Genomic DNA, 25,732 nt, shown 5'->3' on the forward strand with positions numbered 1-25,732 from the left:
CGAATCATGACCATCCGAAATCTTGTGGGCTTCGTCGCGACAGCCGTCATTTTTATCGTCGCGATCCTGATTGGCCGCGTGCTGTGGGTCCATTACATGGACGAACCGTGGACCCGCGACGGGCGCGTGCGCGCCGAGATCGTCAACGTCGCGCCCGACGTGTCGGGCGCGATCGTCGATCTGCCGGTCAAGGACAACCAGCTCGTGAAGAAGGGCGACCTGCTGATGCAGATCGATCCGTCGCACTACCAGATCGCCGTCGAGCAGGCGCAGGCGGCGGTTGCCGCACGCAAGGCCGAATTGCAGATGAGGCGCGACGACGCGCAACGGCGCGCCGACATGGATGCGCTCGTGGTGTCGAAGGAAAACCGCGAAAACGCGACGCATACGGCGTCGGCCGCCGAGGCCGCCTACCAGCAGGCGCTCGCCGCGCTCGACGCCGCGAAGCTGAATCTCGAACGCACGCGCGTCGTCTCGCCGGTCGACGGCTACGTGACGAACCTCAGCGTGTTCCGTGGCGACTACGCGACCGCGGGCGCCGCCAAGCTCGCGATCGTCGACAGCCATTCGTTCTGGGTCTACGGCTACTTCGAGGAAACCAAGCTGCCGCACGTGCGCATCGGCGACAAGGCCGAAGTGAAGCTGATGAGCGGCGGCACGCTGCAAGGCCACGTGGAAAGCATCTCGCGCGGCATCTACGACCGCGACAATCCGCAAAGCCATGAACTGCTCGCCGACGTGAACCCGACCTTCAACTGGGTGCGCCTCGCGCAACGCGTGCCGGTGCGCGTGAAGATCGATTCCGTGCCCGACGACGTGATGCTGGCCGCGGGCACGACCTGCACGGTGATCGTGCGGCCGGCGACGCGCAAGGCGAGTTGATCGGGCCGCCGCGGGGCGGCGGGGAGCGCAGGGGAACATCAAGCAGCGTCGGAAAGCAGCGAGGGCGGCAGGCGAATCGAAACCCGAATCGCCTGCCGCCTTCGCTTGTGCGTCCGATTCGCGACAAAACTTGTCCGCACAATTCGCTCAAGCCACATTACACTTCGACCCATGCTTACAAACATTGGTTGACGCGGCCCCACGCCGCGGATTTCGCGTGAGACACCGACAAAGACCGCAAAAAAACCCTGAAGACGACAAAAGGGAGCATGAAGGGGGCATGAAGAGCACACGCCAGGCCCCGCACGCGTCGGCCGCCGGTTTCTCACCTTCACTGTGTGCCTTGATCTCCTTCATCTAGCGTATGGAAACGAGCCTCGATAAAAACGCCCTCGCCGGCGCGCCCCCTTCCCCCTCTGCCGCTGCGCCGGCCGTCGCCAAAGTCCAGCGCACGGTTTACTCCGTGCTCGGCGCGATCAGCTTCTCGCACCTGCTCAACGACATGATCCAGTCGTTGATTCTCGCGATCTACCCGATGTTCAAGGAGAACTTCTCGCTGTCGTTCGGGCAGATCGGCCTCATCACGCTGACTTACCAGATCACGGCGTCGCTGCTGCAGCCGCTCGTCGGCAGCTATACCGACAAGCATCCGAAGCCGTATTCGCTGCCGGTCGGCATGGGCTTCACGCTCGCCGGCCTGCTGCTGATGTCGGTCGCGTCGAGCTTCGGCATGCTGCTCATCGCCGCCGCGCTGGTCGGCTGCGGCTCGTCGGTGTTCCATCCGGAATCGTCGCGGGTCGCGCGCATGGCCTCGGGCGGCCGCCACGGGCTCGCGCAGTCGCTGTTCCAGGTCGGCGGCAACGCGGGTTCGTCGCTCGGACCGCTGCTCGCCGCGCTGATCGTGTATCCGCACGGCCAGGGCAGCATTGCGTGGTTCTCGGCGGCGGCGCTCGTCGCGATCGTCGTGCTCACGCAGATCGGGCGCTGGTACAAGCGTCATCCGTCGGTCAAGAAAGCGCGCGGCCAGGCGACCCACGCGACGCTGCCGCGCAACAAGATCGTCATGGCGATGAGCGTGCTGGTGCTGCTCGTGTTCTCGAAATACTTCTACCTCGCGAGCATCAACAGCTACTTCACGTTCTATCTGATCGACCGGTTCCATCTGTCGGTGCAGGCCGCACAGATCCATCTGTTCGTGTTCCTCGCGGCGGTCGCGGCGGGCACGGTGATCGGCGGGCCGATCGGCGACAAGATCGGCCGCAAGTACGTGATCTGGGTGTCGATCCTCGGCGTCGCGCCGTTCACGCTGCTGCTGCCGTACGCGAACCTGTTCTGGACCGGCGTGCTGACGGTCGTGATCGGCGTGGTGCTGGCCTCGGCGTTCTCGGCGATCCTCGTCTACGCGCAGGAACTGATTCCCGGCAAGGTCGGCATGGTCGCGGGGCTGTTCTTCGGCTTCGCGTTCGGCCTGGGCGGAGTCGGTGCAGCCGTGCTCGGCCAGCTCGCCGACGCGACGAGCATCGCGTTCGTCTACAAGGTCTGCTCGTTCCTGCCGCTGATCGGCGTGCTGACGGTGCTGCTGCCGGATATCGAGGGGAAGCGCGCGAAAGCGTGATGGTTTGAGTGGATGCTGCATGCGGTTGCATGCGGGGAAAAGGCGCCTTGGGGCGCCTTTTTCTTTTGGAACGGTCGGGATGGGTGATGTCTTGAGGGTATGGGTCCCGAAGCGCTTATCCGCGTTGCAAGATCCGCGAGCAAATTTCAGAGTTATCCGACTGTATTGGAGGCACGTTTGCTTTAACGCCGAGGAGAGTTAGAGGTGGTCCCCGTTTAGGATCGCAAGACGCAATGCACACTACATGAAGGTCGCGAATGAGCCCGATCACTGTCCACGCGACGGCACAAACAAAAATACACGCGAGCAAAAGAATTCGGGGTTTGGGAACCCGCTATTTGGCTACGCTAATTTCAGCACACGTTATTTTCTTACTGACTTTTGGCTCATTCGCCTATGGGAAAACCGTTTATTCGGTGCCCTTTGATTATGAAAAATTTCCTTCGTCGTCGATCCATTTCACTGGGAATATACCCAAAGAGATCGACCACTTCTGCCAGACAGCCAAGCATGCTTCCAATGACGATATCGCCGCATGCGAACAGCGAGACTTCGAACATCTGAACTCGGAGTTCAGTTCGAGGTACTCGCAGGTTCTGAAGGAAATAAAGGAAATCGATAAAGAATCGAGGGCATCCGGCGATCCTCTCGCCGAACCTGCTTTCATCAGCGCACAGGATAATTGGATAAAGTATCGCGATAGTTACTGTTACGCCTATGTCTATGCAATGGGCGAAGCATCCGCGCGCTACATTTACTTTTGGGACTGCATGAAAGGAGCTACTCAGGACCGAATCAAACAGCTAGAAAAATTTCTCAATCCCTAAGAGCACAACGAATGCGGCATGCGGGTTTTCGCCTAACCTGCTCCTGCGATGGCTTGCCTGCCGGCGTCAGCCTTACCCGCTCCAGTACTTCGCCTGCTTGTTAGCATAGGTGAAGCACCAAGCCTTCCGACGCGACGTTCAACGCATAGTTCTCGAAGCACGTCTCCACAGAAAAAAACATGCCGCAACCGCGAGAACAGCGACGCCATCAACGACAGCGAGAACGGGAAGCGGATCGCTCCACTTGTCCATGTTTGTCGTGCGCGAATAGTACGGTTCTCCACTGCCATATGCTTCGTTCAGGTTCACGAGATTAAACGCAACAACTGCAGCGACGAAGGCAAACAGAATAGCGCCCGTCAGAAGACGCGCAACCGGGATTTTCGACATGTCAGTACCTGACGGTTAGCGGGATGTAGCAGTCCGGCGACGACGCGACCCACTCATTCAGATCCCTCGCAAATGCCTCCCTTTCGATGTGCAGGTTGATGCACCCAGCGCTACCTGCATGTGTGCCGCCGTGAATAAAAAAACCACCCCGTCCGTACAATAGGGCCCGTATTGTGCTCACGCTGGCGAGCCGGCGAGTAATCAAAACTTCGTCTGTCAGCCACGCTGCCCGACGATGCCGCATAAGTCCGAAAAACGGGACCATTCATAGTCAGAAAGCGACCGCTAAAGTCAAGGGATAGTTGCGATCTGGCGCAAACAGGGCCAGTCGGAATACCGTGCTCAGCGGCATATCGATCAGACATGCAAACCTCTCATTTGAAACGAAAAAGATGACCGGGCCGAAATAGAAACTGCCTGAGACAATCGGTTCGATTCACAGCACCTGTACCGGCAAGGCCCGTAAATTACCAGGCAACGACCGAATAAGATATGGGCGACGGATGATTCTGCAGCTCAGCCGGAGCAAGCCGAACCAGACAGGCGGCGAGCTGCACCACACAACCGCCCCGCGCCCCGCAAACCCCATCACTCCCGCCCGCAGCTCACGCACGCGCCCGCCCCTCATGGTCAACCCGCATTACCCACTCCACGATGCCTGTCTATGCTGATGCGGACACCCGCGCCTCCCTCGGGCGCGGAATTTGCGCGACTGTTTCATCCGCCCCCCTCCACCACGCCGCACGAGGATCGCCGCCGATGACCCGCTACCGCGATTTCCACCGCCGCTCGATCGAGAACCCCGAGGCTTTCTGGGGCGACGAAGCGAAGCGCATCCACTGGCACACGCCGTTCGACAGCGTGCTCGACCGCTCGAATCCACCGTTCGCGCGCTGGTTCGTCGGCGGCCGCACGAATCTGTGCCACAACGCGGTCGACCGGCATCTCGCCGAGCGCGCGCAGCAGAACGCGCTCGTCTACGTATCGACGGAAACCGGCATCGAGCGGCACTACACCTACGCCGAGCTGTACGCGGAAATCAACCGCATGGCCGCGGTCATGCGCTCGCTCGGCGTCAAGCGCGGCGACGTCGTGCTGATCTATCTGCCGATGATCCCCGAGGCGCTGTTCGCGATGCTCGCGTGCGCACGCCTCGGCGCGATTCACTCGGTCGTGTTCGGCGGCTTTGCGGCGCCGAACCTCGCCACCCGCATCGACGACGCCAGACCCGCCCTGATCGTCACCGCCGACGCCGGCGCGCGCGGCGGCAAGGTGATCGACTACACGCCGCTCGTCGACGAAGCGCTCGCGCGCGCCGCGCACAAGACGCCGCACGTGCTGCTGATCGACCGGCAACTCGCGCCCGAACGCCTGAACGCGCCCTACCTCGTCGCCTACGAGCCGCTGCGCGAGCAGTTCTTCGACGCCCGCGTGCCGTGCGAATGGCTCGAATCGAACGAGCCTTCCTATGTGCTCTACACCTCGGGCACGACCGGCAAGCCGAAAGGCGTGCAGCGCGACGTCGGCGGCTATGCGGTCGCGCTCGCGGCCTCGATGGAATACATCTTCGAGGGCAAGCCCGGCGACACGATGTTCACCGCTTCCGACGTGGGCTGGGTGGTCGGCCACAGCTATATCGTCTACGCGCCGTTGATCGCGGGTCTCACCACCGTCATGTATGAAGGCACGCCGATTCGCCCGGACGGCGGCATCTGGTGGCGGCTCGTCGAGCGGCACAGGATCAACCTGATGTTCACCGCGCCGACCGCGCTGCGCGTGCTGAAGAAGCAGGACCCGGCGCTGCTGAAGGCGGCCGATCTGTCGAGCCTGCGCACGCTCTTTCTCGCCGGCGAGCCGCTCGACGAGCCGACCGCCGCATGGATTTCCGGCGCGCTCGGCAAACCCGTCATCGACAACTACTGGCAGACCGAAACCGGCTGGCCGATGCTCGCGATCCCGCGCGGCGTCGAAGCGCTGCCGACCAAGCTCGGCTCGCCGGGCGTGCCGTCGGCCGGCTTCAGCCTGACGCTGCGCAACGAACTGACGGGCGAGCCGTGCGCAGTCGGCGAAAAAGGCGTGCTGACGCTCGACCATCCGTTGCCGCCGGGCTGCATGTCGACGGTGTGGGGCGACGACCGCCGCTTCGTCAGCACCTACTGGTCGAGCATTCCGAACCATCAGGTCTATTCGACGTTCGACTGGGGCGTGCAGGATGCGGACGGCTACGTGACGATCCTCGGCCGCACCGACGACGTCATCAACGTCGCCGGCCACCGGCTCGGCACGCGCGAGATCGAGGAAGCGCTGTCGAGCCACGCGGCCGTCGCGGAAGTGGCGGTGGTCGGCGTGATGGATGCGCTCAAGGGGCAGACCGCGATGGCCTTCGTCGTGCTGCGCGGCGCGCGCCCCGATAACGATCCTGGCGGCCGCGACCCGAGCGAGCGCGCGCGGCTCGAAGCCGAACTGCTGGCGACGGTCGATCGCCAACTCGGCACGATCGCGCGGCCAACGCGCGTGGTGATGGTGTCGATGCTGCCGCAGACGCGCTCCGGCAAACTGCTGCGCCGCGCAATCGCGGCGCTCGCGGAAGGCCGCGAGCCCGGCGACCTGCCGACGATCGAAGACCCGGCCGCGCTACAGCAGGTGCGCGATGCGCTCGGTGGTGCGCTCGAATGAGAGCGGACAAGGCTGAATTGCTGCGGGAGCCGGGCGTGAAGCTGACATGAGGCCGGCGTGAGGTGCGGGTGTGCAGCACTTGAAGCGCTGGAGTCAAGCAGCGGCGACGGCTAAGGCGCGAGTATCGAAGCGCCGACGCGCAACGTCAGCGCGAGCAACGCGCGCCCCGCGGCAAAAAATCAGCGAGTCCCGCATTCGCGTCCGCCGTATCGCCAACCCGCCGCTGTAGCGCGCCTTTACCCGCATCGCCAGCCCGCCAGCAAGTCAGCCGGCCAGCAAACTTCGCGCGCGGCTTCGCTACCCTACCCTCGCGCCGTCCCTGCCCGCTCCCCCGCCTCGCCATGCGCCTCGAAAAAGCGCGCAAGAATCGCGTTCGAATACGTGCCCGCGATCTCGGTGAGGAACGACATGAACGACGTCGGCGCATGATCGTCGGCGGTATCGGAAATGGTGCGCACGACCGCACACGGCACGCCGTACTCGTAGCAGACCTGTGCGAGCGCCGCGCCTTCCATCTCGACCGCGAGCGCATCGGGCAAGGCTTCGCGCAATGCCGCGACGGCCGCCGCGCTCGCGACGAACTGATCGCCGCTGACGATCAACCCGCGATGCACGCGCGGCTCGCGCGTGCCGAAGCGCGCCGCGCAAGCCGCGCCTTCCTCGGCGGCGAAGCGCTCGCAGGCGGCGGCGAGCCGGTCGGCGAGCGTCGCATCGACGCCGAAACGCGACACGCCGAGCAGCGGCACCTCGAAGCGCGGGAACAGCGGCGACGCGTCGATATCGTGCTGCAGCAGCGTATCGGCGACGACGATATCGCCGATCCGCACCTCGCTGCCGACGCCGCCGGCCACCCCGGTGAACACGATCGCTTCGACATCGAACGCATGGATCAGCGCGCTGACGGTAGCCGCCGCCGCGACCTTGCCGACGCGCGCGAGCGTGACGACGCACGGCGTGCCACGCACGGTGCCGACGTGATAATCGCGCTGGCCGTGCGTGACCGTGCGCACGCCGGATTCGGCGCGCATCGCTTCGATCAGATCGCCGAGTTCCTGCGGCAGCGCGGCCAGCACGCCGAGCGGACGCCGCGCATCGGCGCTGGTGACTACATTAGCGCCTGCATTCGGAACAGCATTGAGATTGGCCTCGGGAGCCGCGCCCGGGATAGTCGTCGTGGGTGCGCTCATTCGACCGCCTGCAATTTAGCCACCGCGAGCGCCAGCCACTTCTCGCCGTGCCGCTTGAACTTGACCTGCGCCTTCGCATCGGTGCCGCCGCCTTCGAGCGCGGTGATCGTGCCTTCGCCGAACTTCGTGTGGAACACCTGCTGACCGACGCGGAAGCCCGTTTCCGCGGCGCGCTGCTCGTTCGCGAAAGCGGGCAGCGTGGCCGGGGTCGTCGAGGCGGGGCCCGTGTAGCCAGGCCGCGCGAACCAGTCGCGTCCATAGCCGGCGTTGTCCGAGCGGCCGCCCCAGCGCGAACCCGCCTCGACCTTCGGCGTGAGCCACTTGAGCGTGTCCTGCGGCAGTTCGTCGAAAAAGCGCGAGCGGATGTTGTAGCGCGTCTGGCCGTGCAGCATGCGGCTTTGCGCGAACGACAGATAGAGCCGCTCCTTCGCGCGCGTGATCGCCACGTACATGAGGCGCCGTTCTTCTTCGAGGCCGTCCGTTTCCATCGCGCTGTTCTCGTGCGGGAACAGCCCTTCTTCGAGACCGGTGATGAACACCGCGGTGAATTCGAGCCCCTTGGCCGCGTGTACCGTCATCAGCTGCACGGCTTCCTGGCCGGCCTGCGCCTGGTTGTCGCCCGCTTCGAGCGACGCGTGCGACAGAAAACCGGCGAGCGGCGTCATCGTGTCGGGGTTTTGCGCGGGCTCGGCGAGATCGGGCGCATCGAGCACGACCGTGTTCGGATCGTCGGTCGCGACCGCCAGTTCGGGCGCGGCGCTCGCACCGGGGCGCAGCGGAATCGAGCGCGCGGGCGTGTCGAGCCCGTAGCCCTCTTCGCTGACGAACGCGGCCGCCGCGTTGACGAGTTCCTGCAAGTTTTCGAGCCGGTCCTGGCCTTCGCGCTCGTTCTGGTAGAACTCCGCGAGACCGCTCGTGCGGACCACGTACTCGACGGTTTCGGGCAGGCTCATCTGCTGCGTTTCCGCGCGCATCCTGCCGATCAGGTTCGCGAACGCGGCGAGGCTCGAACCGGCTTTGCCCGCGACGTACGGAATTGCCGCGGCCATCGAGCAGTTGTACAGGCGCGCCGCGTCCGCGAGCTGTTCGAGCGAGCGCGCGCCGATGCCGCGCGTCGGGAAATTGACGACGCGCGCGAACGCGGTGTCGTCGTTCGGGTTGTCGATCAGACGCAGATAGGCGAGCGCGTGCTTGACTTCCTGGCGCTCGAAAAAGCGCAGGCCGCCATACACGCGATAGGCGATGCCCGCATTCACGAGCGTGTGCTCGATCGTGCGCGACTGCGCGTTGCTGCGATAGAGCACGGCGATTTCGCTGCGCGAGGTGCCGGTGCTGATGAGCGCCTTGATTTCCTCGACGATCCAGCCCGCTTCCTGCGAATCGGTTGCCGATTCGTAGACGCGCACCGGCTCGCCGTGCCCCGCGTCGGTACGCAGATTCTTGCCGAGGCGCCGCGAGTTGTTGGCGATGAGCTGATTCGCGGCATCGAGAATATGGCCGTGCGAGCGGTAGTTCTGTTCGAGCTTGATCAGATTGCGCACGTTGAACTCATGCTCGAAGTCGCGCATGTTGCCGACGTTCGCGCCGCGGAATGCGTAGATCGACTGGTCGTCGTCGCCGACCGCGAAGATCGCGTTGTGCTGACCCGCGAGCAGCTTGAGCCACGCGTATTGCAGCTTGTTGGTGTCCTGGAACTCGTCGACGAGGATGTGCCGGAAGCGCGCCTGGTAATGCGCGCGCAGCGGCGGATTGTGCGCGAGCAGTTCGTGGCAGCGCAGCAGCAGCTCGGGGAAATCGACCACGCCTTCGCGCTGGCACTGCTGGTCGTAGGCTTCGTAGAGTTCGACGAACTTGCGATTGAAGTTGTCGGTGGCGTCGACGTCTTTCGGCCGCAGCCCCTGCTCTTTCGCGTTGTTGATGAAGTACTGGAGATTTTTCGCCGGGTACTTTTCGTCGTCGATGTTGAGGCCCTTCATGAGGCGCTTGATCGCGGAAAGCTGGTCGGCGGTATCGAGAATCTGGAACGTGGCGGGCAGGCCCGCGTCGCGGTGATGCGCGCGCAGCATGCGGTTGCAGAGACCGTGGAAGGTGCCGATCCACATGCCGCGCGTGTCGATGGGCAGGAGCGCCGAGAGGCGCGCCATCATTTCGCGGGCGGCCTTGTTCGTGAAGGTGACGGCGAGCACGGTCGCGGGAGACGCGAGGCCGTGCTGGATGAGCCACGCGATGCGGGTGATCAGGACGCGGGTTTTGCCGCTGCCGGCACCTGCGAGGATCAGTGCGGGCTCATTGGGGAGCGTGACGGCGGCGTGTTGTTCGGGGTTCAGATTGGCGAGGAGATCGGGCATTTTCTCTGGCGGACGGCAGGGCGAATGACATTATAGGCCCCTGTGCGGGGCGGGATTTTTTTGTTGGTCTGGATTGGGGGGTGTCGTTGTGCGTGGGGTGTTGGCCCCTTGGGCGGGGCGGTGCTTCTTTGTCGTTGTTCTGACTTTGTTGGCCTTTCCTTGTTTTCGTGTCGGTCTATTAGTGTTGCCCCTGTGCGGGGCGGCACCTACTTTCTTTGCGGCTGCAAAGAAAGTAGGCAAAGAAAGCAGCTTCACACCTCCAGCTCTTAAGTGGGCCCCTTGGCTTGGAGAGGACAGTGGTGCATCTGGAATCGGTGCCCTCGCACATTCCATCTTGGTGACAAAGCCGTCATCCGCTCCCACTCCGCACTGCGTGCGTCGCGGACGGGTCTGCCAGGAGAACCCGCGGGTTCGTTCGCGCAACGGGGGCCATCGGCTGCACCTCGGCGACACGCCGAAACAACCGATGGTTTTTGAGCCGGGCTTCGGCGCGCGTAGCGCCGCCGGAAGAATGACGGCCTTGTCACTGACGCGGAATGCGCGAGGAGACAGATTCCAGATGCACCACGATCCCCTCCAGGCCAGGGGACCCGCTTCAGAATTAGCGGTGTGAAGCTGCTTTCTTTGCCTACTTTCTTTGCAGCCGCAAAGAAAGTAGGTGCCGCCCCGCACAGGGGCAACGCCAATAGACCGACACGAACACAAGGAAAGGCCAACAAAGCCAGAAAAACGAAAAAAACCGCCCCACGCAGGCCCCTCCCCCTCCCAGCTATAATCTCCAATCCTCCGCATCCAAAATCCTGCCTTTAACCAGAAACATGAGCGACACCTCGAGCGACCCCACCTCGACGCTTGCCAAAAGCTTCGAACCCCACACCATCGAAGCCCATTGGGGCCCGGAATGGGAAAAGCGCGCCTACGCCGCGCCCTTCTTCGACTCCAATCGCAAGGATTTCTCGATCCAGCTGCCGCCGCCGAACGTCACGGGCACGCTGCACATGGGCCACGCGTTCAACCAGACCATCATGGACGGCCTCACGCGCTATCACCGTATGCTCGGTGAAAACACGCTGTGGGTGCCGGGCACGGACCACGCCGGGATCGCCACGCAAATCGTCGTCGAACGGCAACTGGACGCGCAGGGCGTGTCGCGCCATGACCTCGGCCGCGCCAAGTTCGTCGAGCGCGTGTGGGAATGGAAGCAGCAGTCCGGCTCGACCATCACGAGCCAGGTGCGCCGCCTCGGCGCGTCGATCGACTGGTCGCGCGAATACTTCACGATGGACGACAAAATGTCGGCCGCCGTGCGCGACGTATTCATACGCCTGTATGAACAGGGCCTGATCTATCGCGGCAAGCGTCTCGTCAACTGGGACCCGGTGCTGCTCACCGCCGTCTCCGACCTCGAAGTGGTCAGCGAGGAGGAAAACGGCCACCTGTGGCACATCCAGTATCCGCTCACCGACGGCTCGGGCCATCTGACCGTCGCCACCACGCGTCCGGAAACCATGCTCGGCGACACCGCCGTGATGGTGCATCCCGAAGACGAACGCTACGCACACCTGATCGGCAAGACCGTCACGCTGCCGCTGTCGAACCGCGAAGTGCCGATCATCGCCGACGACTACGTCGACCGCGAATTCGGCACCGGCGTCGTCAAGGTCACGCCCGCGCACGATTTCAACGACTACCAGGTCGGCCTGCGCCACCAGCTGCCGCAAATCGAAATCCTCACGCTCGACGCGAAGATCAACGACAACGCGCCCGAAAAATACCGCGGCCTCGATCGTTTCGACGCCCGCAAGCAGGTCGTCGCCGATCTCGAAGCGCTCGGCGCGCTCGAATCGGTCAAGCCGCACAAGCTGATGGTGCCGCGCGGCGACCGCACCGGCGTCGTGATCGAGCCGATGCTGACCGACCAGTGGTTCGTCGCGATGAGCAAGCCGGCTCCCGAGGGCACGTTCAACCCGGGCAAGTCGATCGCCGAAACCGCGCTGAACGTGGTCCGCACCGGCCAGATCAAATTCGTGCCCGAGAACTGGACCACCACCTACTACCAGTGGCTCGAAAACATCCAGGACTGGTGCATCTCGCGTCAGCTCTGGTGGGGTCATCAGATTCCGGCGTGGTACGGCGAAAACGGCGAAATCTTCGTTGCGAAGACCGAGGAAGACGCGCGCGCGAAAGCCGCCGCGGCGGGCTACACGGGTGCGTTAAAGCGCGACGAAGACGTGCTCGACACATGGTTCTCGTCGGCGCTCGTGCCGTTCTCGTCGCTCGGCTGGCCGAACGAAACCGAGGAACTGAAGCACTTCATGCCGTCGTCGGTGCTCGTCACCGGCTTCGACATCATCTTCTTCTGGGTCGCGCGCATGGTCATGATGACCACGCACTTCACGGGCAAGGTGCCGTTCGACACGGTCTACGTGCACGGCCTCGTGCGCGACGCCGAAGGCCAGAAGATGTCGAAGAGCAAGGGCAATACGCTCGACCCGATCGATATCGTCGACGGCATCGGCCTCGACGCGCTCGTCGCGAAACGCACCACCGGCCTCATGAATCCGAAGCAGGCCGCGTCGATCGAAAAGAAAACCCGCAAGGAGTTTCCGGACGGCATTCCGGCGTTCGGCACCGACGCGCTGCGCTTCACGATGGCCTCGATGGCCACGCTCGGGCGCAACATCAACTTCGACCTCGCGCGCTGCGAGGGCTATCGCAACTTCTGCAACAAGCTGTGGAACGCCACGCGCTTCGTGCTGATGAACTGCGAAGGCCACGACTGCGGTTTCGGCCAGCCGGCGCAATGCGGCGAATGCGGGCCGGAAGGCCATCTGCATTTCTCGCCGGCCGACCGCTGGATCGTGTCGCTGCTGCAACGCGTGGAAGCCGAAGTCGCCAAGGGTTTTGCCGACTATCGCTTCGACAATGTCGCCAATGCCCTATACAAGTTCGTATGGGACGAATACTGTGACTGGTATCTCGAACTTGCAAAGGTCCAGATCCAGACGGGACAGCCGAACCAGCAGCGCGCCACGCGCCGCACGCTGTTGCGGGTGCTCGAAACGGTGCTGCGCCTCGCGCATCCGGTGATTCCGTTCATTACCGAAGCGCTGTGGCAGAAAGTGGCGCCGCTCGCGGCACGCTACCCCGAGGGCAAGGCCGAAGGCGAAGCGTCCATCATGGTGCAGCCGTACCCCATCGCCGAGCCCGCCAAGCTCGACGAAGACGCCGAGCGCTGGGCCGCCGACCTCAAGGCTGTGATCGACGCGTGCCGGAATCTGCGTGGCGAGATGAACCTGTCGCCGGCCGTGAAGGTGCCGTTGCTCGCCACCGGCAACGCGGAGCGGCTTCGCACTTTCGCGCCATACGCCCAGGCATTGGCGCGTTTGTCCGAAGTGCAGATCATCGCCGACGAGGCTACGCTCGATGCGCAGGCGGATGGCGCGCCGATTGCTATCGTAGGAAGCGACAAGCTCGTCTTGAAGGTCGAAATCGACGTGGCCGTCGAGCGGGAACGCCTGTCGAAAGAGATCGCGCGTCTCACCGCCGAAATCGCCAAATGCAACGGCAAGCTGCAGAATCAGGCTTTCGTTGCCAAGGCGCCGCCGGCGGTCGTTGAACAGGAACAAAAACGTCTCGCCGATTTCGAAGCTACCGTCGGCAAGCTGAAAGCGCAACTGGATCGCTTGCCGGTCTGATCGACACGTCTTGCCCCACCGCCGCCGCGGTGGGCAAGGCCTTAAACCAGAGGACTCAGGGTAATCACATGCTAAAAGTTACAAAGGCGGTATTTCCGGTAGCCGGTCTTGGCACCCGATTCCTCCCTGCCACGAAGGCAAGCCCGAAAGAAATGCTGCCGATCGTCGACAAGCCGCTGATTCAGTACGCTGTCGAGGAAGCGATGGCAGCCGGCATCACCGAAATGATCTTCGTCACGGGCCGCAGCAAGCGGGCGATCGAGGACCATTTCGACAAGTCCTATGAAATCGAGGCCGAACTCGAGGCGCGCGGCAAGGACAAGCTGCTCGAACTCGTGCGCAGCATCAAGCCAAGCCATGTCGACTGCTTCTACGTGCGCCAGGCCGAAGCGCTCGGCCTCGGCCACGCGGTGCTGTGCGCAGAAAAGCTGGTCGGCGAAAACCCGTTCGCCGTGATTCTCGCGGACGACCTGCTGTACGGCACGCCGCCCGTGATGACGCAGATGATCGAGGTGTTCGATCACTATCACAGCTCGGTGATCGGCGTCGAAGAGATCCCGCCGCAAGACACGAAGTCGTACGGTATCGTCGACGGCAAGGAGTGGGAAGATTCGATCATCAAGATGTCAGGCATCGTCGAAAAGCCGGAGCCGAGCGTGGCGCCGTCGAACCTCGGCGTGGTCGGCCGCTATGTGCTCAAGCCGCGCATCTTCAATCATCTGCGCTCGATCAAGCCCGGCGCGGGTGGCGAATTGCAGTTGACGGACGCGATCCAGTCGCTGCTCGCCGACGAACAGGTGCTCGCGTACAAGTATCACGGCACGCGTTTCGACTGCGGCAGCAAGCTCGGTTATCTGAAGGCGACGGTCGAGTTCGCGCTGCGTCACCCGGAAGTGGCCGCCGATTTCGAGCAGTATCTGCGCACGCGTTCGCCGGTGCTGGAAGGCTGACGGATTCGCTTCGCGGCCTGCGGGCCGCGGGGCCATTCAACGCAACGCGCGCCACACCGCTGAGCGTGCCCTCGGGTGCGCTCGGTGCGCTCAAAACGAAAAGGCGCTGTGCCCCGCATTCGCGGGCACAGCGCCTTTTCTGCTTCTTGCGTACCGCCTCGCGTGGCGGGTTTGGCCGAGTGCCGGGTTCTGGCGGGTTTGACTGCCTAGCGCCGCCGCATCAGAAACGTGAACACCTTGTCTTGCGCCGAGCTTTCGACAATCTCGTTGCCGGTCTGCTTCGCGAACGCGGCAAAATCGCGCTGCGAGCCGGGATCGGTGGCGAGCACCTTGAGAATCTGGCCGCTTTCCATGTCGGCGAGCGCCTTCTTGGCGCGCAGGATGGGCAGCGGGCACATGAGCCCGCGCGCATCGACTTCCTTGTGAATCTGAATTTGCATCGACGATGACCTTCGGGACGAGGGCGTCGCTCGCGACGCCGGACAGAGGGCCAAATTCTACAGCAGGCGGTGTTTCGCCGCCCGGGCCTGCGACGGTGCGTGTCACCGCCTCGACACGATCCGCCCCGCTTCACCTCGCCTCGCCCGCCCTCGAGCGGCAACCCGCGCCGCTACAGCATCACCGCCTGCCCGCTTTGCAGCGACTCGCGCAGCGCCATGCCAATCCGCGTCGCTTCGAGCGCATCGGCCAGCGTCGCCCCCGCCTGCGCCGACTCGGGTTGAGCCACCCCGCCCTGCACCGCCGCAACGAACGCGCGTGCCTCGTGCAGAAATGCATCCTCGAAACGGTCGAAAAAGTTCGGCGTGCATTCGTTGCGAACCCCGCTCGCGTCATAAATCTCGACGCGATTCGCGCGCGGATTGCGGCCGATCGCGAGCGCGCCCGCCGTGCCGATCACTTCGCTATGCGTGTCGTTGCCGTGCGCCTGCGTGCGCGACGCGTAGAACATCGCGAGCTTGCCGCCCTCGAATTCGCAGATCGCGACGCCGTTGTCGACGTCGCTGAATTCACGCAAGCCTTCGTGCAACGCAACGGCCCCCGCCGCGAACACGCGCGTCGCACGCGGCTTGCCGAGCAGCCAGCGCGCGACGTCGATGTCGTGCACGGTGCAGTCGAGAAAGATGCCGCCCGAGGTCGCCGCGAAGCGCACGAAGAAACCGTCGGTATCGTTTTTGTCGGTGGTCTGCGAGCGCACGAGAAACGGCCGGCCGATCTGGCCCATCGCGATCCTGTCGAACGCGTCCTTGTAGCTCGGATCGAAGCGCCGCATGAAGCCGATCGTCGCCTGCAAGTGCGGATAGCGCGCCGCCACCTCCAGCACGCGCTCGCATTCGGCCACGTCGAGCGACAGCGGCTTTTCGCAGAACACGTGCTTGCCGGCCTGCAAGGCGTCGACGATCTGCTGCGCGTGCAGCGACGACGGCGTGACGAGCCACACCGCATCGACCTGCGGATCGGCGAGCAGGTCTGCGTAATCGGTGTAAAGACGCGGCTCGGGCAGTGCATCGCGAGCCCATGCGAGTTCGTCTTCCAACGGACTGCAGGCGGCCGCGAGCATGGCGCCCGGCACGCGATACGCGAGATTTTCGGCGTGCCGCTTGCCGAGCCGCCCAAGGCCCACCACGCCGAGGCGCACCTGCTGCGTAGCCGGCTTCATCACGCCACCTCGCCGAGTTGGATCGCGCGGCCTTCGCGCCACGAACGCGTCGCCGCTTCGGCGAGTTCGAGCGCTTTCAGACCATCGGCGACGGTCGTGCGCACCGGCTTGCCATGCCTGACCCCATCGAAGAAATGCGCGATTTCGAGCGCGTAGGCCGCACGATAGCGTTCGAGAAAGAACGCCTCGGGCACGTCGGTCGACACTTCGGTTTTCGAGTACGCGGTGACTTCGGTCGGCCGCACGTTGCCGGCTTGCAGCATGCCGCCGCTGCCGAGCACTTCGAAGCGCTGGTCGTAGCCGTAAGCGGCACGGCGCGCGGTGTTGATCTGGCACAGCCGGCCGCGCTTCGTGCGGATCGTGACCGCCGTCGAATCGATGTCGCCCGCCTCGGCGATCGCCGGATCGCCAAGGCAGCTGCCGGTGGCGTGCAGCGTGTCGGCTTCGTCGTCGAGAATCCAGCGGAAGATATCGAAGTCGTGAATCAGCATGTCCTTGAAGATGCCGCCCGAGTGCCGGATGTATTCGAGCGGCGGCGCGCCCGGATCGCGGCTCGTGACGACGAGCATTTCCGGCGTGCCGATCTCGCCCGCGTCGAGGCGCGCTTTCAGCGACGCAAACGTCGGATCGAAACGGCGCTGAAAACCGATCATGCACACCACGCCCGCGCGCTCCACCGCTTGCGCGCACAGGCGCGCGCGCTCGAGCGCGAGATCGACCGGTTTCTCGCAGAACACGTGCTTGCTCTGCGCCGCCGACTTCACGATCAGGTCCGCATGCGTGTCGGTGCTCGAACAGATCACGGACGCTCCGATCGACGCGTCGCCGAGCGCGCCATCGATATCGGCAACCCGCGCGCCATGCTGCTCGGCCAGCGCCCCGGCGGCCTCGCGATTCACGTCGACAACGTACTTGAGCCGCACGCCGGGCTGCCGCGCAAGGTTAGCCGCATGAATCCTGCCGATGCGCCCCGCGCCGAACAGCGCGACGTCGATCGTGTTTACCGCGTCAGTCATCGTAGCCTCCAGGGTCGTGGGATTCTTCAACGTTCAGTTCGAGCTTGTACGCGAGCGCAATGAACAACGCCTGGCACAGGCAGATCGTGCTGGTCAGCGAGCGAAACGCGAACGCGCTGCCCTCTTTCACATACAACAGCGTGCTCGCGTAGCGCGCGAGCGGCGATAGTTGGCTATCCGTAATGACGAGCGTCTTCGCCTGAAGATGATGCGCGACGCGCAGGCAGTACTGCGTTTCCTTGCCATATGGCGCGAAGCTGATCGCGATCACGACGTCGCCCTTCTTCACGCTGCGAATCTGCTCGCGGTACATGCCGCCGAAGCCCGACACGAGATGCACGCGCTTAGGCGTGTGCTGCAACGCGTAGACGATGTAGCTCGCGACCGGAAACGAGCGCCGCACACCGACCACGTAGATGTTGTCGGCCTGCTGCAGCATTTTCACGGCGGCGTCGAACTGCTTGTCGTCGAGGCCCGCCTCGAGTTCTTCGAGGCCGCCGCGCGACGCCGCGATGAACTCGCGCGCGACCGAGCCGCCCGACAAGGTGCCGGGCTTCTCGTCGATCAGCCGGCGAATGCGCTGCTGATAGCTCGGCGACGACACGCCCTGCTCCGCATAAGCCTGACGAAACACCGCCTGCAGATCGGAGAAGCCGGAAAAGCCGAAGCGCTGCGCAAAGCGCACGACCGCCGACGGATGCACGCCGCAGCTCGCGGCGATGTCGCTCGTGCGGTCCATCATCACGCTCGAACGATGCTGCTCGATATAGGTCGCGACGCTCTTCAACTGACGCGGCAGCGTCTCGTAGTTGTCCGCGATGCGCCGCATCAAATCCTCGACGCCCGGCAACGTTTCTTCGGTGTTCGGTTCCGCCATGTCTGCCCCTCGAGTGTTTTTTGCTATGCGGCAGAAGCACTCGCGGCCTCCCGCTCGTGCTTCCGACGCTGCCGATTATAGGCAGCGCCCCAAGCAAATGGAACATATTTTCCATTTTTATTTTTCGTGAAATTTTCTTTGCAAGACATCGAAAGATGGCCTACTCTTGGTCCTGAGCGGTGCCGCTTCGGCCCTGTTGTGCGGATTTACACGGAAATGGGCAACCATCCGCGAGGCGCGCCTTCAATGACAAACGACAGATCGAGAAAGGTGGAGACCATGAGACTTGGCAAAGGCAAGGCGGCGCTCAGGATTCTGGCGACGGCGTTGGCATTGGCAACGGGATTCGGCGCGGCGACGGCAGCCCGCGCGGCGGACGCTCACTTCGTGCTGATCAGCCATGCGCCCGATTCGGATTCGTGGTGGAACACGATCAAGAACGCGATCAAACAGGCCGACGAGGACTTCAACGTTCAGACCGACTACCGCAATCCGCCGAACGGCGACATTGCCGACATGGCGCGTCTCGTCGAACAGGCGGCCGCGCGCAACTACGACGGCGTGATCGTCTCGATCGCCGACTTCGACGTGCTGAAGAGCTCGATTGCGAAAGTCACCGAAAAGCACATTCCGCTCGTCACGATCAATTCGGGCACCGAAGAACAGAGCGCCAAGCTCGGCGCGCTCATGCACGTCGGCCAGCCCGAATACGCGGCCGGCAAGGCGGCGGGCGAAAAGGCCAAGACCGCCGGCATCAAGTCGTTCCTGTGCGTGAACCACTATGCGACGAACCCGGCTTCGTTCGAACGCTGCCGCGGTTTCGCCGAGGCGATCGGCGCCGACGTCAAGACCTCGACGCTCGACGCGGGCCAGGACCCGACCGGCGTGCAGTCCAAAGTCAGCGCGTTCCTGCGCAATCATCCGGACACCCAGGCGGTGCTCGCGCTCGGCCCGCTGTCGGCCGATCCGACCTTGAAGGCGCTGCAACAGATGGGCCTTGCCGGCAAGCTCTGGTTCGCCACGTTCGACTTCGACAGCGACATCGCGAAGGGCATCCAGAACGGCACGATCCAGTTCGCGATCGACCAGCAGCCGTATTTGCAGGGCTATATCCCGGTTGCCGTGCTCGCGATCGCGAAGAAGAACCAGACGACCGATCCGGTGAAGATCCGCGAGATTCTGCAGGCGAATCCGAAGTTCAAGGAGCGGCTCGACACCTACGGGCTCGCGCCGTCGTATGGGCCGCGCAATATCGGCTCGGGTCCGGGCTTCATCACGAAGGCCAACGTCGACAAGGTACTCAAATACGCGGGGCAATATCGCTGACTGCGCGGCAACGCAGCGCCTGAGCAGGCCGCCGCGCCGGCGGCCCACGGTTGAATTCATCAGTTCCAACGCCCGCGGTGCCGCGTCGATCGGCTTGCCGGCGTATCAAGGAGAGCTTCAATGGGTGTCGCCGATCTTTTCCATCCCAATCACCGCAAACCGCCCGCGTCCGATCCGCAGGACCCGGCTGCATCAGCGGCCACCTCAGGGGCCACCTCAGGGGCCACCTCAGCAGCCACATCGGCCACCGCGCCGGACGAACGCATGCGCGAGGAATCGTGGTTCCGGCATCTGCTGAACCGCCCCGAATTCGCGGCGCTGGCCGGCACCGTGATGGTGTTCCTCGTGTTCGGCCTCGCGGCCGGCAACTCGGGGATGTTCAACCTCGACGGCATCATGAACTGGTCGCAGGTCGCGGCCTATCTCGGCCTGATCTCGGTCGGCGCGTGCATGCTGATGATCGCCGGCGAGTTCGACCTGTCGATCGGCTCGATGATCGGCTTCGCCGGCATGATGGTCGCGCTGCCGACCATGTACTTCCACTGGCCGATCTGGCTCGCGATCCTGTTCGCGTTCGCCGGCTCGATGCTGCTCGGCGCGCTCAACGGCTACCTCGTGATGCGCACGCGGCTGCCGTCGTTCATCGTCACGCTCGCGTTCCTGTTCATTCTGCGCGGCCTCACGCTCGCGCTCTCGGTGATGTTCGCCGACCGCACGATCATCTCCGGCGTCGGCGACGTCGCGCGCGAGGACTGGTTCGCGCACACGCTCTTCCAGGGCGTCGCCTTCAAAGGGCTGTTCGTCTCGCTCGGCCATCTCGGCCTCGTGAAGATGCTCGACAACGGCACGCCGCTCGTGCCGGGCATTCCCAAGGTCCTGCTGTGGTGGCTCGCGTTGGCCGTGGTCTGCGCGTTCACGCTCGCGAAAACGCGCTTCGGCAACTGGATCTTCGCGGTCGGCGGCGACGCCAACGCGGCCAAGAACGTCGGCGTGCCGGTACGCCGCGTAAAGATCTCGCTGTTCGTGCTGACCGCGTTCTGCTCGGCCCTGTACGCGGTGCTGCAGGTGTGCGATATCGGCTCGGCCGCCGCCGACCGCGGTTTGCAGGCCGAATTCGAGGCGATCATCGCGGCCGTGATCGGCGGCACATTGCTCACGGGCGGCTACGGCTCGGTGGTCGGCGCCTGCTTCGGCGCGCTGATTTTCGGCGTGGTGCAGATCGGCATCACCTACACCAATGTCGACTCGGACTGGTTCCGCGTGTTCCTCGGCGTGATGCTGCTGTTCGCCGTGCTGTTCAATCACTACGTGCGCGGCCGCGTCGCCGCATCGCGCTAACGCGCCCGGCAAGGAGTTCATGATGACCGACCTCGAACAGAACGCGGACGACACCATCCTCGCGCTCGAAAACGTCAGCCGCTATTTCGGCAACATCATCGCGCTGAACGACATCACGCTGCGCCTCAAACGCGGCGAGGTGCACTGCCTGCTCGGCGACAACGGCGCCGGCAAATCGACGCTGATCAAGACGCTCGCGGGCGTCCATCAGCCGAGCGCGGGCACCTATCTCGTGGACGGCAAGCCGGTGCACTTCACCTCGCCGAAAGACGCGCTCGATCTCGGCATCGCGACCGTCTATCAGGACCTCGCGCTGGTGCCGCTGCTGTCGGTCGCGCGCAACTTCTTCATGGGCCGCGAGCCGAACAGGAAACTATTCGGCTTCCTGAACGTGATGGACCTCGACACCTGCGCGAGCACCGCGCGCGACAAGCTCGCCGAAATGGGCATCAACGTGCGCGACCCGCATCAGCCGATCGGCACGATGTCGGGCGGCGAGCGGCAATGTCTCGCGATCGCGCGCGCAATCCACTTCGGCGCGCGTGTGCTGATTCTCGACGAACCGACCGCCGCGCTCGGCGTGAAGCAGAGCTTCAACGTGCTGAAGCTGATTCACAAGGCGCGCGCCAAGGGCATCTCGGTGATTTTCATCACGCACAACGTGCATCACGCCTATCCGATCGGCGATTCGTTCACGCTGCTCAATCGCGGCAGATCGCTCGGCACGTTCACGAAGGAAACGATCAGCAAGGACCAGGTGCTCGACATGATGGCCGGCGGCGCCGAGATGCAGAAAATGATGGGTGAACTCGAAGGCGCGACCATCTGAGCTTCGCGCGGATCGCACGTCGTCCGCCTAACCCGCGTGGCCTTCGACCATGCCCCGTTATTCAGGATTCTTCATGAACCATTCCAGCATATCGCGTGCGACCGCGCCGGGTTCGGATACCGGTGCGGGCACCGCGCGCGGCAGCCGCTTCGCGCCGGGACGCGCGCGTGACATCATCTGCCTCGGCCGTCTCGCCGTCGATCTGTACGCGCAGCAGGTCGGCGCGCGGCTCGAAGACGTATCGAGCTTCGCGAAGTATCTCGGCGGCTCGTCGGCGAATATCGCCTTCGGCTGCGCGCGGCTCGGGCTCGATGCGGCGATGCTCGCGCGCGTCGGCGACGATCACATGGGCCGCTTTCTCACCGAAACGCTCGCGAACGAAGGCTGCGACGTGAGCCGCGTGCGCGTCGATCGCCAGCGGCTGACCGCGCTCGTGCTGCTCGGCCTCAAGGACCGCGACACGTTCCCGCTGATCTTCTACCGCGACGACTGCGCCGATATGGCAATCGACGCGGCCGATTTCGACGAGGCCTTTATCGCCTCGTCGAAAGCGCTGCTGATTACCGGCACGCACTTCTCGACCGAGCAGGTGAACCGCGCGAGCCGCCGCGCGCTCGACTACGCGCGCCGCAACCAGGTGCGCACGGTGCTCGACATCGACTATCGTCCGGTGCTGTGGGGACTCACCGGCAAGGCCGACGGCGAGACGCGTTTCGTCGCGAGCGAAGGCGTCACCGCGCATTTGCAGCGCATTCTGCCGCTGTTCGACCTCGTGATCGGCACCGAGGAAGAATTCCGCATCGCCGGCGGCAAGAGCGAGCTGATCGACGCGCTCGCGATGGTGCGCGCGGTCACACCGGCCACGCTCGTGCTCAAGCGCGGGCCGCTCGGCTGCCAGATCATCGACGGCAACGTGCCGGCTTCGCTCGACGAGATGCCGGTTCACGGCGGCGTCGAAGTCGAGGTGCTGAACGTGCTCGGCGCAGGCGATGCATTCGCGTCGGGCTTTCTGTCCGGCTGGCTGCGCGACCGGCCGCTCGACGCCTGCGCGCGCGCCGCGAACGCGAGCGGCGCGCTGGTGGTCTCGCGGCACGGCTGTGCCCCGGCCATGCCGACGCCCGCCGAACTCGACTACTTCCTTGGCGAAGCACAAGCCGATCCGCAACGGATGCGCCGGCCCGACCGCGACGCGAAGCTCGCGCGCCTGCATCGCGTATCGCCGGCACGCAAGCCCTGGCATGAAGTGCTCGGCTTCGCGTTCGATCATCGCAATCAGTTTTTCGAACTGGCGCAGCAAACCGGCGCCGACGAAGCGCGCGTTGCGCATCTGAAGAACCTGTTCGTCGAAGCGGTCGCGCAGACCGAACACGCGCTGCATCTGCAAGGCCGCATCGGCGTGCTGATCGACGACCGCTACGGTCAGGACGCGCTCAATGCCGCAACCGGCCGCGGCTGGTGGATCGGCCGCCCGGTCGAGCTGCCGGGTTCGGTGCCGCTCGTGTTCGATCAGGGCCGCTCGATCGGCACGACGCTGCTCGCGTGGCCGAAGGAGCACGTTGCGAAGTGCCTCGTGCAGTTTCATCCCGACGAGCCGATCGAGCAGCGCCTCGAACAGGAAGCGCAATTGCGCGCGCTTTACGATGCGACCCAGGCGAGCGGCCATGAACTGCTGCTCGAGGTGATTCCGCCGAAGCACGCGTCGCTGCCGCAGGGGCCCGACATCGTGTATCGCGCGCTCAAGCGTCTCTACAACCTCGGCATCTATCCCGAGTGGTGGAAGCTCGAACCGATGGACGCCGCGCAATGGCATGCCATCGATGCGCTGATCGCCGAGCGTGACCCGTATTGCCGTGGCGTCGTGCTGCTCGGTTTGTCCGCGGCCGTCGAGCAGTTGAGCGAAGGCTTTCGCGCGGCCGCGCGGTCGGCGACGTGCCGCGGCTTTACGGTCGGCCGCACGATCTTTCACGACCCGAGTCAGGCGTGGCTGGCCGGAGAAATCGGCGATGACGAACTGATCGCGCGCGTGCGCCATACGTTCGAAACGCTGATCGCCGCCTGGCGAGCCGCCCAGGGCACGCCGCATCAGGTTCATCAGGAGCAGGCCGCATGAACGAACGCATCATGCAGGACGACGCCTTATCGGCGAGCAGCGCCGCGCAGACCCATGCGCAAACACAGGAGCAAGCACAGGCGCACGCGAATGCCGGCGCCACGCTGCGCCTGACGATGGCCCAGGCGCTGGTGCGCTATCTCGCCGCGCAACGCGTCGCCAGCGAAGACGGCAGCGGCACCGAGCCGCTGTTCGGCGGCGTGTTCGCGATCTTCGGCCACGGCAACGTCGCGGGCATCGGCGAGGCGCTGTACCAGCATCGCGACGAATTGCCGACGCTGCGCGCGCATAACGAGCAGGCGATGGCACATAGCGCGATCGCCTATGCGAAGGCGCATTTCCGCCGCCGCATGATGGCGGTCACGACCTCGATCGGCCCGGGCGCGACGAATCTGCTGACCGCCGCCGCGCTCGCGCACGTGAACCGCCTGCCGGTGCTGCTGTTGCCCGGCGACATCTTCGTCTCGCGCGCGCCCGACCCGGTGTTGCAGCAGCTCGAAGATTGCGCCGACGGCGGCGTCTCCGCCAACGATGCGTTCAAGCCGCTGTCGCGCTACTTCGATCGCATCGTGCATCCGGCGCAATTGCTGAGCGCCTTGCCGCGCGCGATACGCGTGCTGACCGACGCCGCGTTGTGCGGCCCCGTCACGCTCGCCTTGCCGCAGGACGTGCAGGCGCAGGCGTGGGATTTTCCGGCGGACTTCTTCGCGACGCGCGTGATCCGCTTTCATGCGCCCGCGCCGCGAATCGACGAGATCGAGGCGGCGTGCGCGCGTTTGCGGCAGGCAAAGCATCCGCTGATCGTCGCGGGAGGCGGCGTGCTGTACGGCCGCGCGGCCGACGCGCTGCAGCGCTTCGCGAGCGCGCACGGCATACCGGTCGCCGAAACGCAGGCCGGCAAAAGCGCGCTCGCGTGGAACGATCCGCTGAACACGGGCGCGCTCGGCGTGACCGGCTCGCCGGCCGCCAACGCGCTCGCGCACGATGCCGACTGCGTGCTCGCGGTCGGCACGCGTCTGCAAGACTTCACGACCGGCTCGAATACGCTGTTCACGCAAGCCGACGTGATCGCGATCAACGCCAATGCGTTCGACGGCCTCAAGCATCGCGCGCTCGTCGTCGAGGCCGATGCGCGGCTCGCGCTCGATGCGCTCGGCGAATCGCTGCACGGCTGGCACGCGGAGCGCGCATGGACCGCGCGTGCGCACAAACTCGCGGCAAGCTGGCGCGACACCGTGCACACGCTCACGCATGCGCCGCAACGCGACGCCGTGCTGCCCTACGAGGGCGACGTGATCGGCGCGGTGCAGCGTTCGAGCACGCATTCGGCGAACGACGACATCGTCGTGTGCGCGGCCGGCACGCTGCCCGCCGAATTGCACAAGCTGTGGCGCGCGGGCCGGCCCGGCGCGTATCACGTCGAATACGGCTATTCGTGCATGGGCTACGAGATCGCGGGCGGACTCGGCGTGAAGCTCGCACGGCCCGAGCGCGAGGTGATCGTGATGCTCGGCGACGGCAGTTATCTGATGCTCAACAGCGAGATCGCGACCTCGGTGATGCTCGACGCGAAGCTGATCGTCATCGTGCTCGACAATCGCGGCTTCGGCTGCATCAACCGCTTGCAGCAAGCCTGCGGCGGCGCGCCGTTCAACAATCTGCTCGCGGACAGCTTGCAGGGCGCAGCCGGCGCGCCACGCATCGACTTCGCCGCGCATGCGCGCGCGCTCGGCGCCGAGGCCGAGCACGTGGGCCATCTTGCCGAACTCGAAGCGGCGCTGCGGCGCGCCCGCGCGGCCACGCGCACGTACGTCATCAGTATCGACACCGATCCGGCCCGCACCACCGGCGACGGCGGCTGGTGGTGGGAAGTCGCGGTGCCCGAAGTCTCGCCGCGCGAGGCGGTGCGCGCCGCGCGCGCGAAATACGACGCGCAGCTTGCCGCGCGCGCCGAGCCGCCCGCACCCCTGCCGCACGACGCTCGCCACGCTCACGAATGAGGACGC

Annotated in this window: 18 protein-coding genes; 11 read left to right on the top strand and 7 right to left on the bottom strand. The window is 64.7% G+C overall.

Annotation, left to right across the window (positions count from 1 at the left end):
- Window positions 1-6: 6 nt before the first annotated feature.
- The 3 genes from F3J20_RS13045 to F3J20_RS13055 all read left to right on the top strand — a co-directional run bounded on the left by F3J20_RS13045 (window position 7) and on the right by F3J20_RS13055 (window position 3,324).
- On the top strand, window positions 7-882 hold the full coding sequence (locus F3J20_RS13045) for an HlyD family secretion protein (protein WP_167043206.1): 876 nt from the start codon (window positions 7-9) through the stop codon (window positions 880-882).
- 364 nt (window positions 883-1,246) lie between these two features.
- Complete coding sequence (locus tag F3J20_RS13050) at window positions 1,247-2,497, top strand: MFS transporter (protein WP_167283542.1); 1,251 nt, start codon at window positions 1,247-1,249, stop codon at window positions 2,495-2,497.
- Between the two features lie 257 nt (window positions 2,498-2,754).
- Entirely contained in the window at window positions 2,755-3,324 is a 570-nt protein-coding gene (locus tag F3J20_RS13055; RefSeq protein WP_167283543.1) for a lysozyme inhibitor LprI family protein, read from the top strand.
- 138 nt (window positions 3,325-3,462) lie between these two features.
- Here F3J20_RS13055 and F3J20_RS13060 read toward each other — a convergent pair whose 3' ends face one another.
- The gene (locus F3J20_RS13060; protein ID WP_167043200.1) at window positions 3,463-3,714 is read right to left on the bottom strand and encodes a hypothetical protein; all 252 of its coding nucleotides are present in this window, start codon (window positions 3,712-3,714) and stop codon (window positions 3,463-3,465) included.
- A gap of 759 nt (window positions 3,715-4,473) precedes the next feature.
- Between F3J20_RS13060 and F3J20_RS13065 the strand changes: the two genes are divergently transcribed.
- The gene (locus F3J20_RS13065) at window positions 4,474-6,390 is read left to right on the top strand and encodes a propionate--CoA ligase (protein ID WP_167283544.1); all 1,917 of its coding nucleotides are present in this window, start codon (window positions 4,474-4,476) and stop codon (window positions 6,388-6,390) included.
- A 302-nt stretch (window positions 6,391-6,692) separates the two neighbouring features.
- On the opposite strand, the gene F3J20_RS13070 is transcribed toward F3J20_RS13065, so the two are convergent.
- The gene (locus tag F3J20_RS13070) at window positions 6,693-7,577 is read right to left on the bottom strand and encodes a 5'-methylthioadenosine/adenosylhomocysteine nucleosidase (RefSeq protein ID WP_240158997.1); all 885 of its coding nucleotides are present in this window, start codon (window positions 7,575-7,577) and stop codon (window positions 6,693-6,695) included.
- Window positions 7,574-9,925, bottom strand: coding sequence for a UvrD-helicase domain-containing protein (locus tag F3J20_RS13075; RefSeq protein ID WP_167043194.1), 2,352 nt, complete (start codon window positions 9,923-9,925; stop codon window positions 7,574-7,576). Before F3J20_RS13075 ends, F3J20_RS13070 begins: the two co-directional genes overlap by 4 nt.
- A gap of 818 nt (window positions 9,926-10,743) precedes the next feature.
- Between F3J20_RS13075 and F3J20_RS13080 the strand changes: the two genes are divergently transcribed.
- Window positions 10,744-13,623 (top strand): valine--tRNA ligase, encoded by a 2,880-nt coding sequence (locus F3J20_RS13080; RefSeq protein ID WP_167283545.1) that lies wholly within the window; start codon window positions 10,744-10,746, stop codon window positions 13,621-13,623.
- Window positions 13,624-13,691: 68 nt separating this feature from the next.
- Window positions 13,692-14,573: a UTP--glucose-1-phosphate uridylyltransferase GalU gene (galU, locus tag F3J20_RS13085; RefSeq protein ID WP_167043190.1), complete on the top strand. Its 882-nt coding sequence runs from the start codon at window positions 13,692-13,694 to the stop codon at window positions 14,571-14,573.
- A gap of 206 nt (window positions 14,574-14,779) precedes the next feature.
- Here galU and F3J20_RS13090 read toward each other — a convergent pair whose 3' ends face one another.
- The 4 genes from F3J20_RS13090 to F3J20_RS13105 all read right to left on the bottom strand — a co-directional run bounded on the left by F3J20_RS13090 (window position 14,780) and on the right by F3J20_RS13105 (window position 18,123).
- Window positions 14,780-15,007, bottom strand: coding sequence for a sulfurtransferase TusA family protein (locus F3J20_RS13090; RefSeq protein ID WP_075301700.1), 228 nt, complete (start codon window positions 15,005-15,007; stop codon window positions 14,780-14,782).
- Window positions 15,008-15,183: 176 nt separating this feature from the next.
- On the bottom strand, window positions 15,184-16,230 hold the full coding sequence (locus F3J20_RS13095) for a Gfo/Idh/MocA family oxidoreductase (protein ID WP_167283594.1): 1,047 nt from the start codon (window positions 16,228-16,230) through the stop codon (window positions 15,184-15,186).
- Window positions 16,230-17,246 (bottom strand): inositol 2-dehydrogenase, encoded by a 1,017-nt coding sequence (gene iolG / locus F3J20_RS13100; RefSeq protein ID WP_167043188.1) that lies wholly within the window; start codon window positions 17,244-17,246, stop codon window positions 16,230-16,232. Before iolG ends, F3J20_RS13095 begins: the two co-directional genes overlap by 1 nt.
- On the bottom strand, window positions 17,239-18,123 hold the full coding sequence (locus tag F3J20_RS13105) for a MurR/RpiR family transcriptional regulator (RefSeq protein ID WP_167283546.1): 885 nt from the start codon (window positions 18,121-18,123) through the stop codon (window positions 17,239-17,241). Before F3J20_RS13105 ends, iolG begins: the two co-directional genes overlap by 8 nt.
- 279 nt (window positions 18,124-18,402) lie before the next feature.
- On the opposite strand from F3J20_RS13105, the gene F3J20_RS13110 reads away from it, so the two are divergent.
- From F3J20_RS13110 to iolD, 5 genes are all read left to right on the top strand, one after another.
- Window positions 18,403-19,449, top strand: coding sequence for a sugar ABC transporter substrate-binding protein (locus F3J20_RS13110; protein ID WP_167283547.1), 1,047 nt, complete (start codon window positions 18,403-18,405; stop codon window positions 19,447-19,449).
- A 120-nt stretch (window positions 19,450-19,569) separates the two neighbouring features.
- A complete protein-coding gene (locus F3J20_RS13115) occupies window positions 19,570-20,787 on the top strand; it encodes an ABC transporter permease (protein WP_167283548.1) in 1,218 nt (405 codons plus the stop codon).
- Window positions 20,788-20,809: 22 nt separating this feature from the next.
- Window positions 20,810-21,616, top strand: a complete 807-nt coding sequence (locus tag F3J20_RS13120; RefSeq protein WP_167283595.1) for an ATP-binding cassette domain-containing protein — start codon at window positions 20,810-20,812, stop codon at window positions 21,614-21,616.
- Between the two features lie 73 nt (window positions 21,617-21,689).
- Complete coding sequence (gene iolC, locus F3J20_RS13125) at window positions 21,690-23,726, top strand: 5-dehydro-2-deoxygluconokinase (protein ID WP_167283549.1); 2,037 nt, start codon at window positions 21,690-21,692, stop codon at window positions 23,724-23,726.
- Window positions 23,723-25,726: a 3D-(3,5/4)-trihydroxycyclohexane-1,2-dione acylhydrolase (decyclizing) gene (gene iolD / locus F3J20_RS13130; protein WP_167283550.1), complete on the top strand. Its 2,004-nt coding sequence runs from the start codon at window positions 23,723-23,725 to the stop codon at window positions 25,724-25,726. Before iolC ends, iolD begins: the two co-directional genes overlap by 4 nt.
- Window positions 25,727-25,732: the final 6 nt, after the last annotated feature.

The organism is Paraburkholderia sp. Cy-641 (assembly GCF_011752945.1).
In the GTDB taxonomy this organism is placed as follows: Bacteria; Pseudomonadota; Gammaproteobacteria; order Burkholderiales; family Burkholderiaceae; genus Paraburkholderia.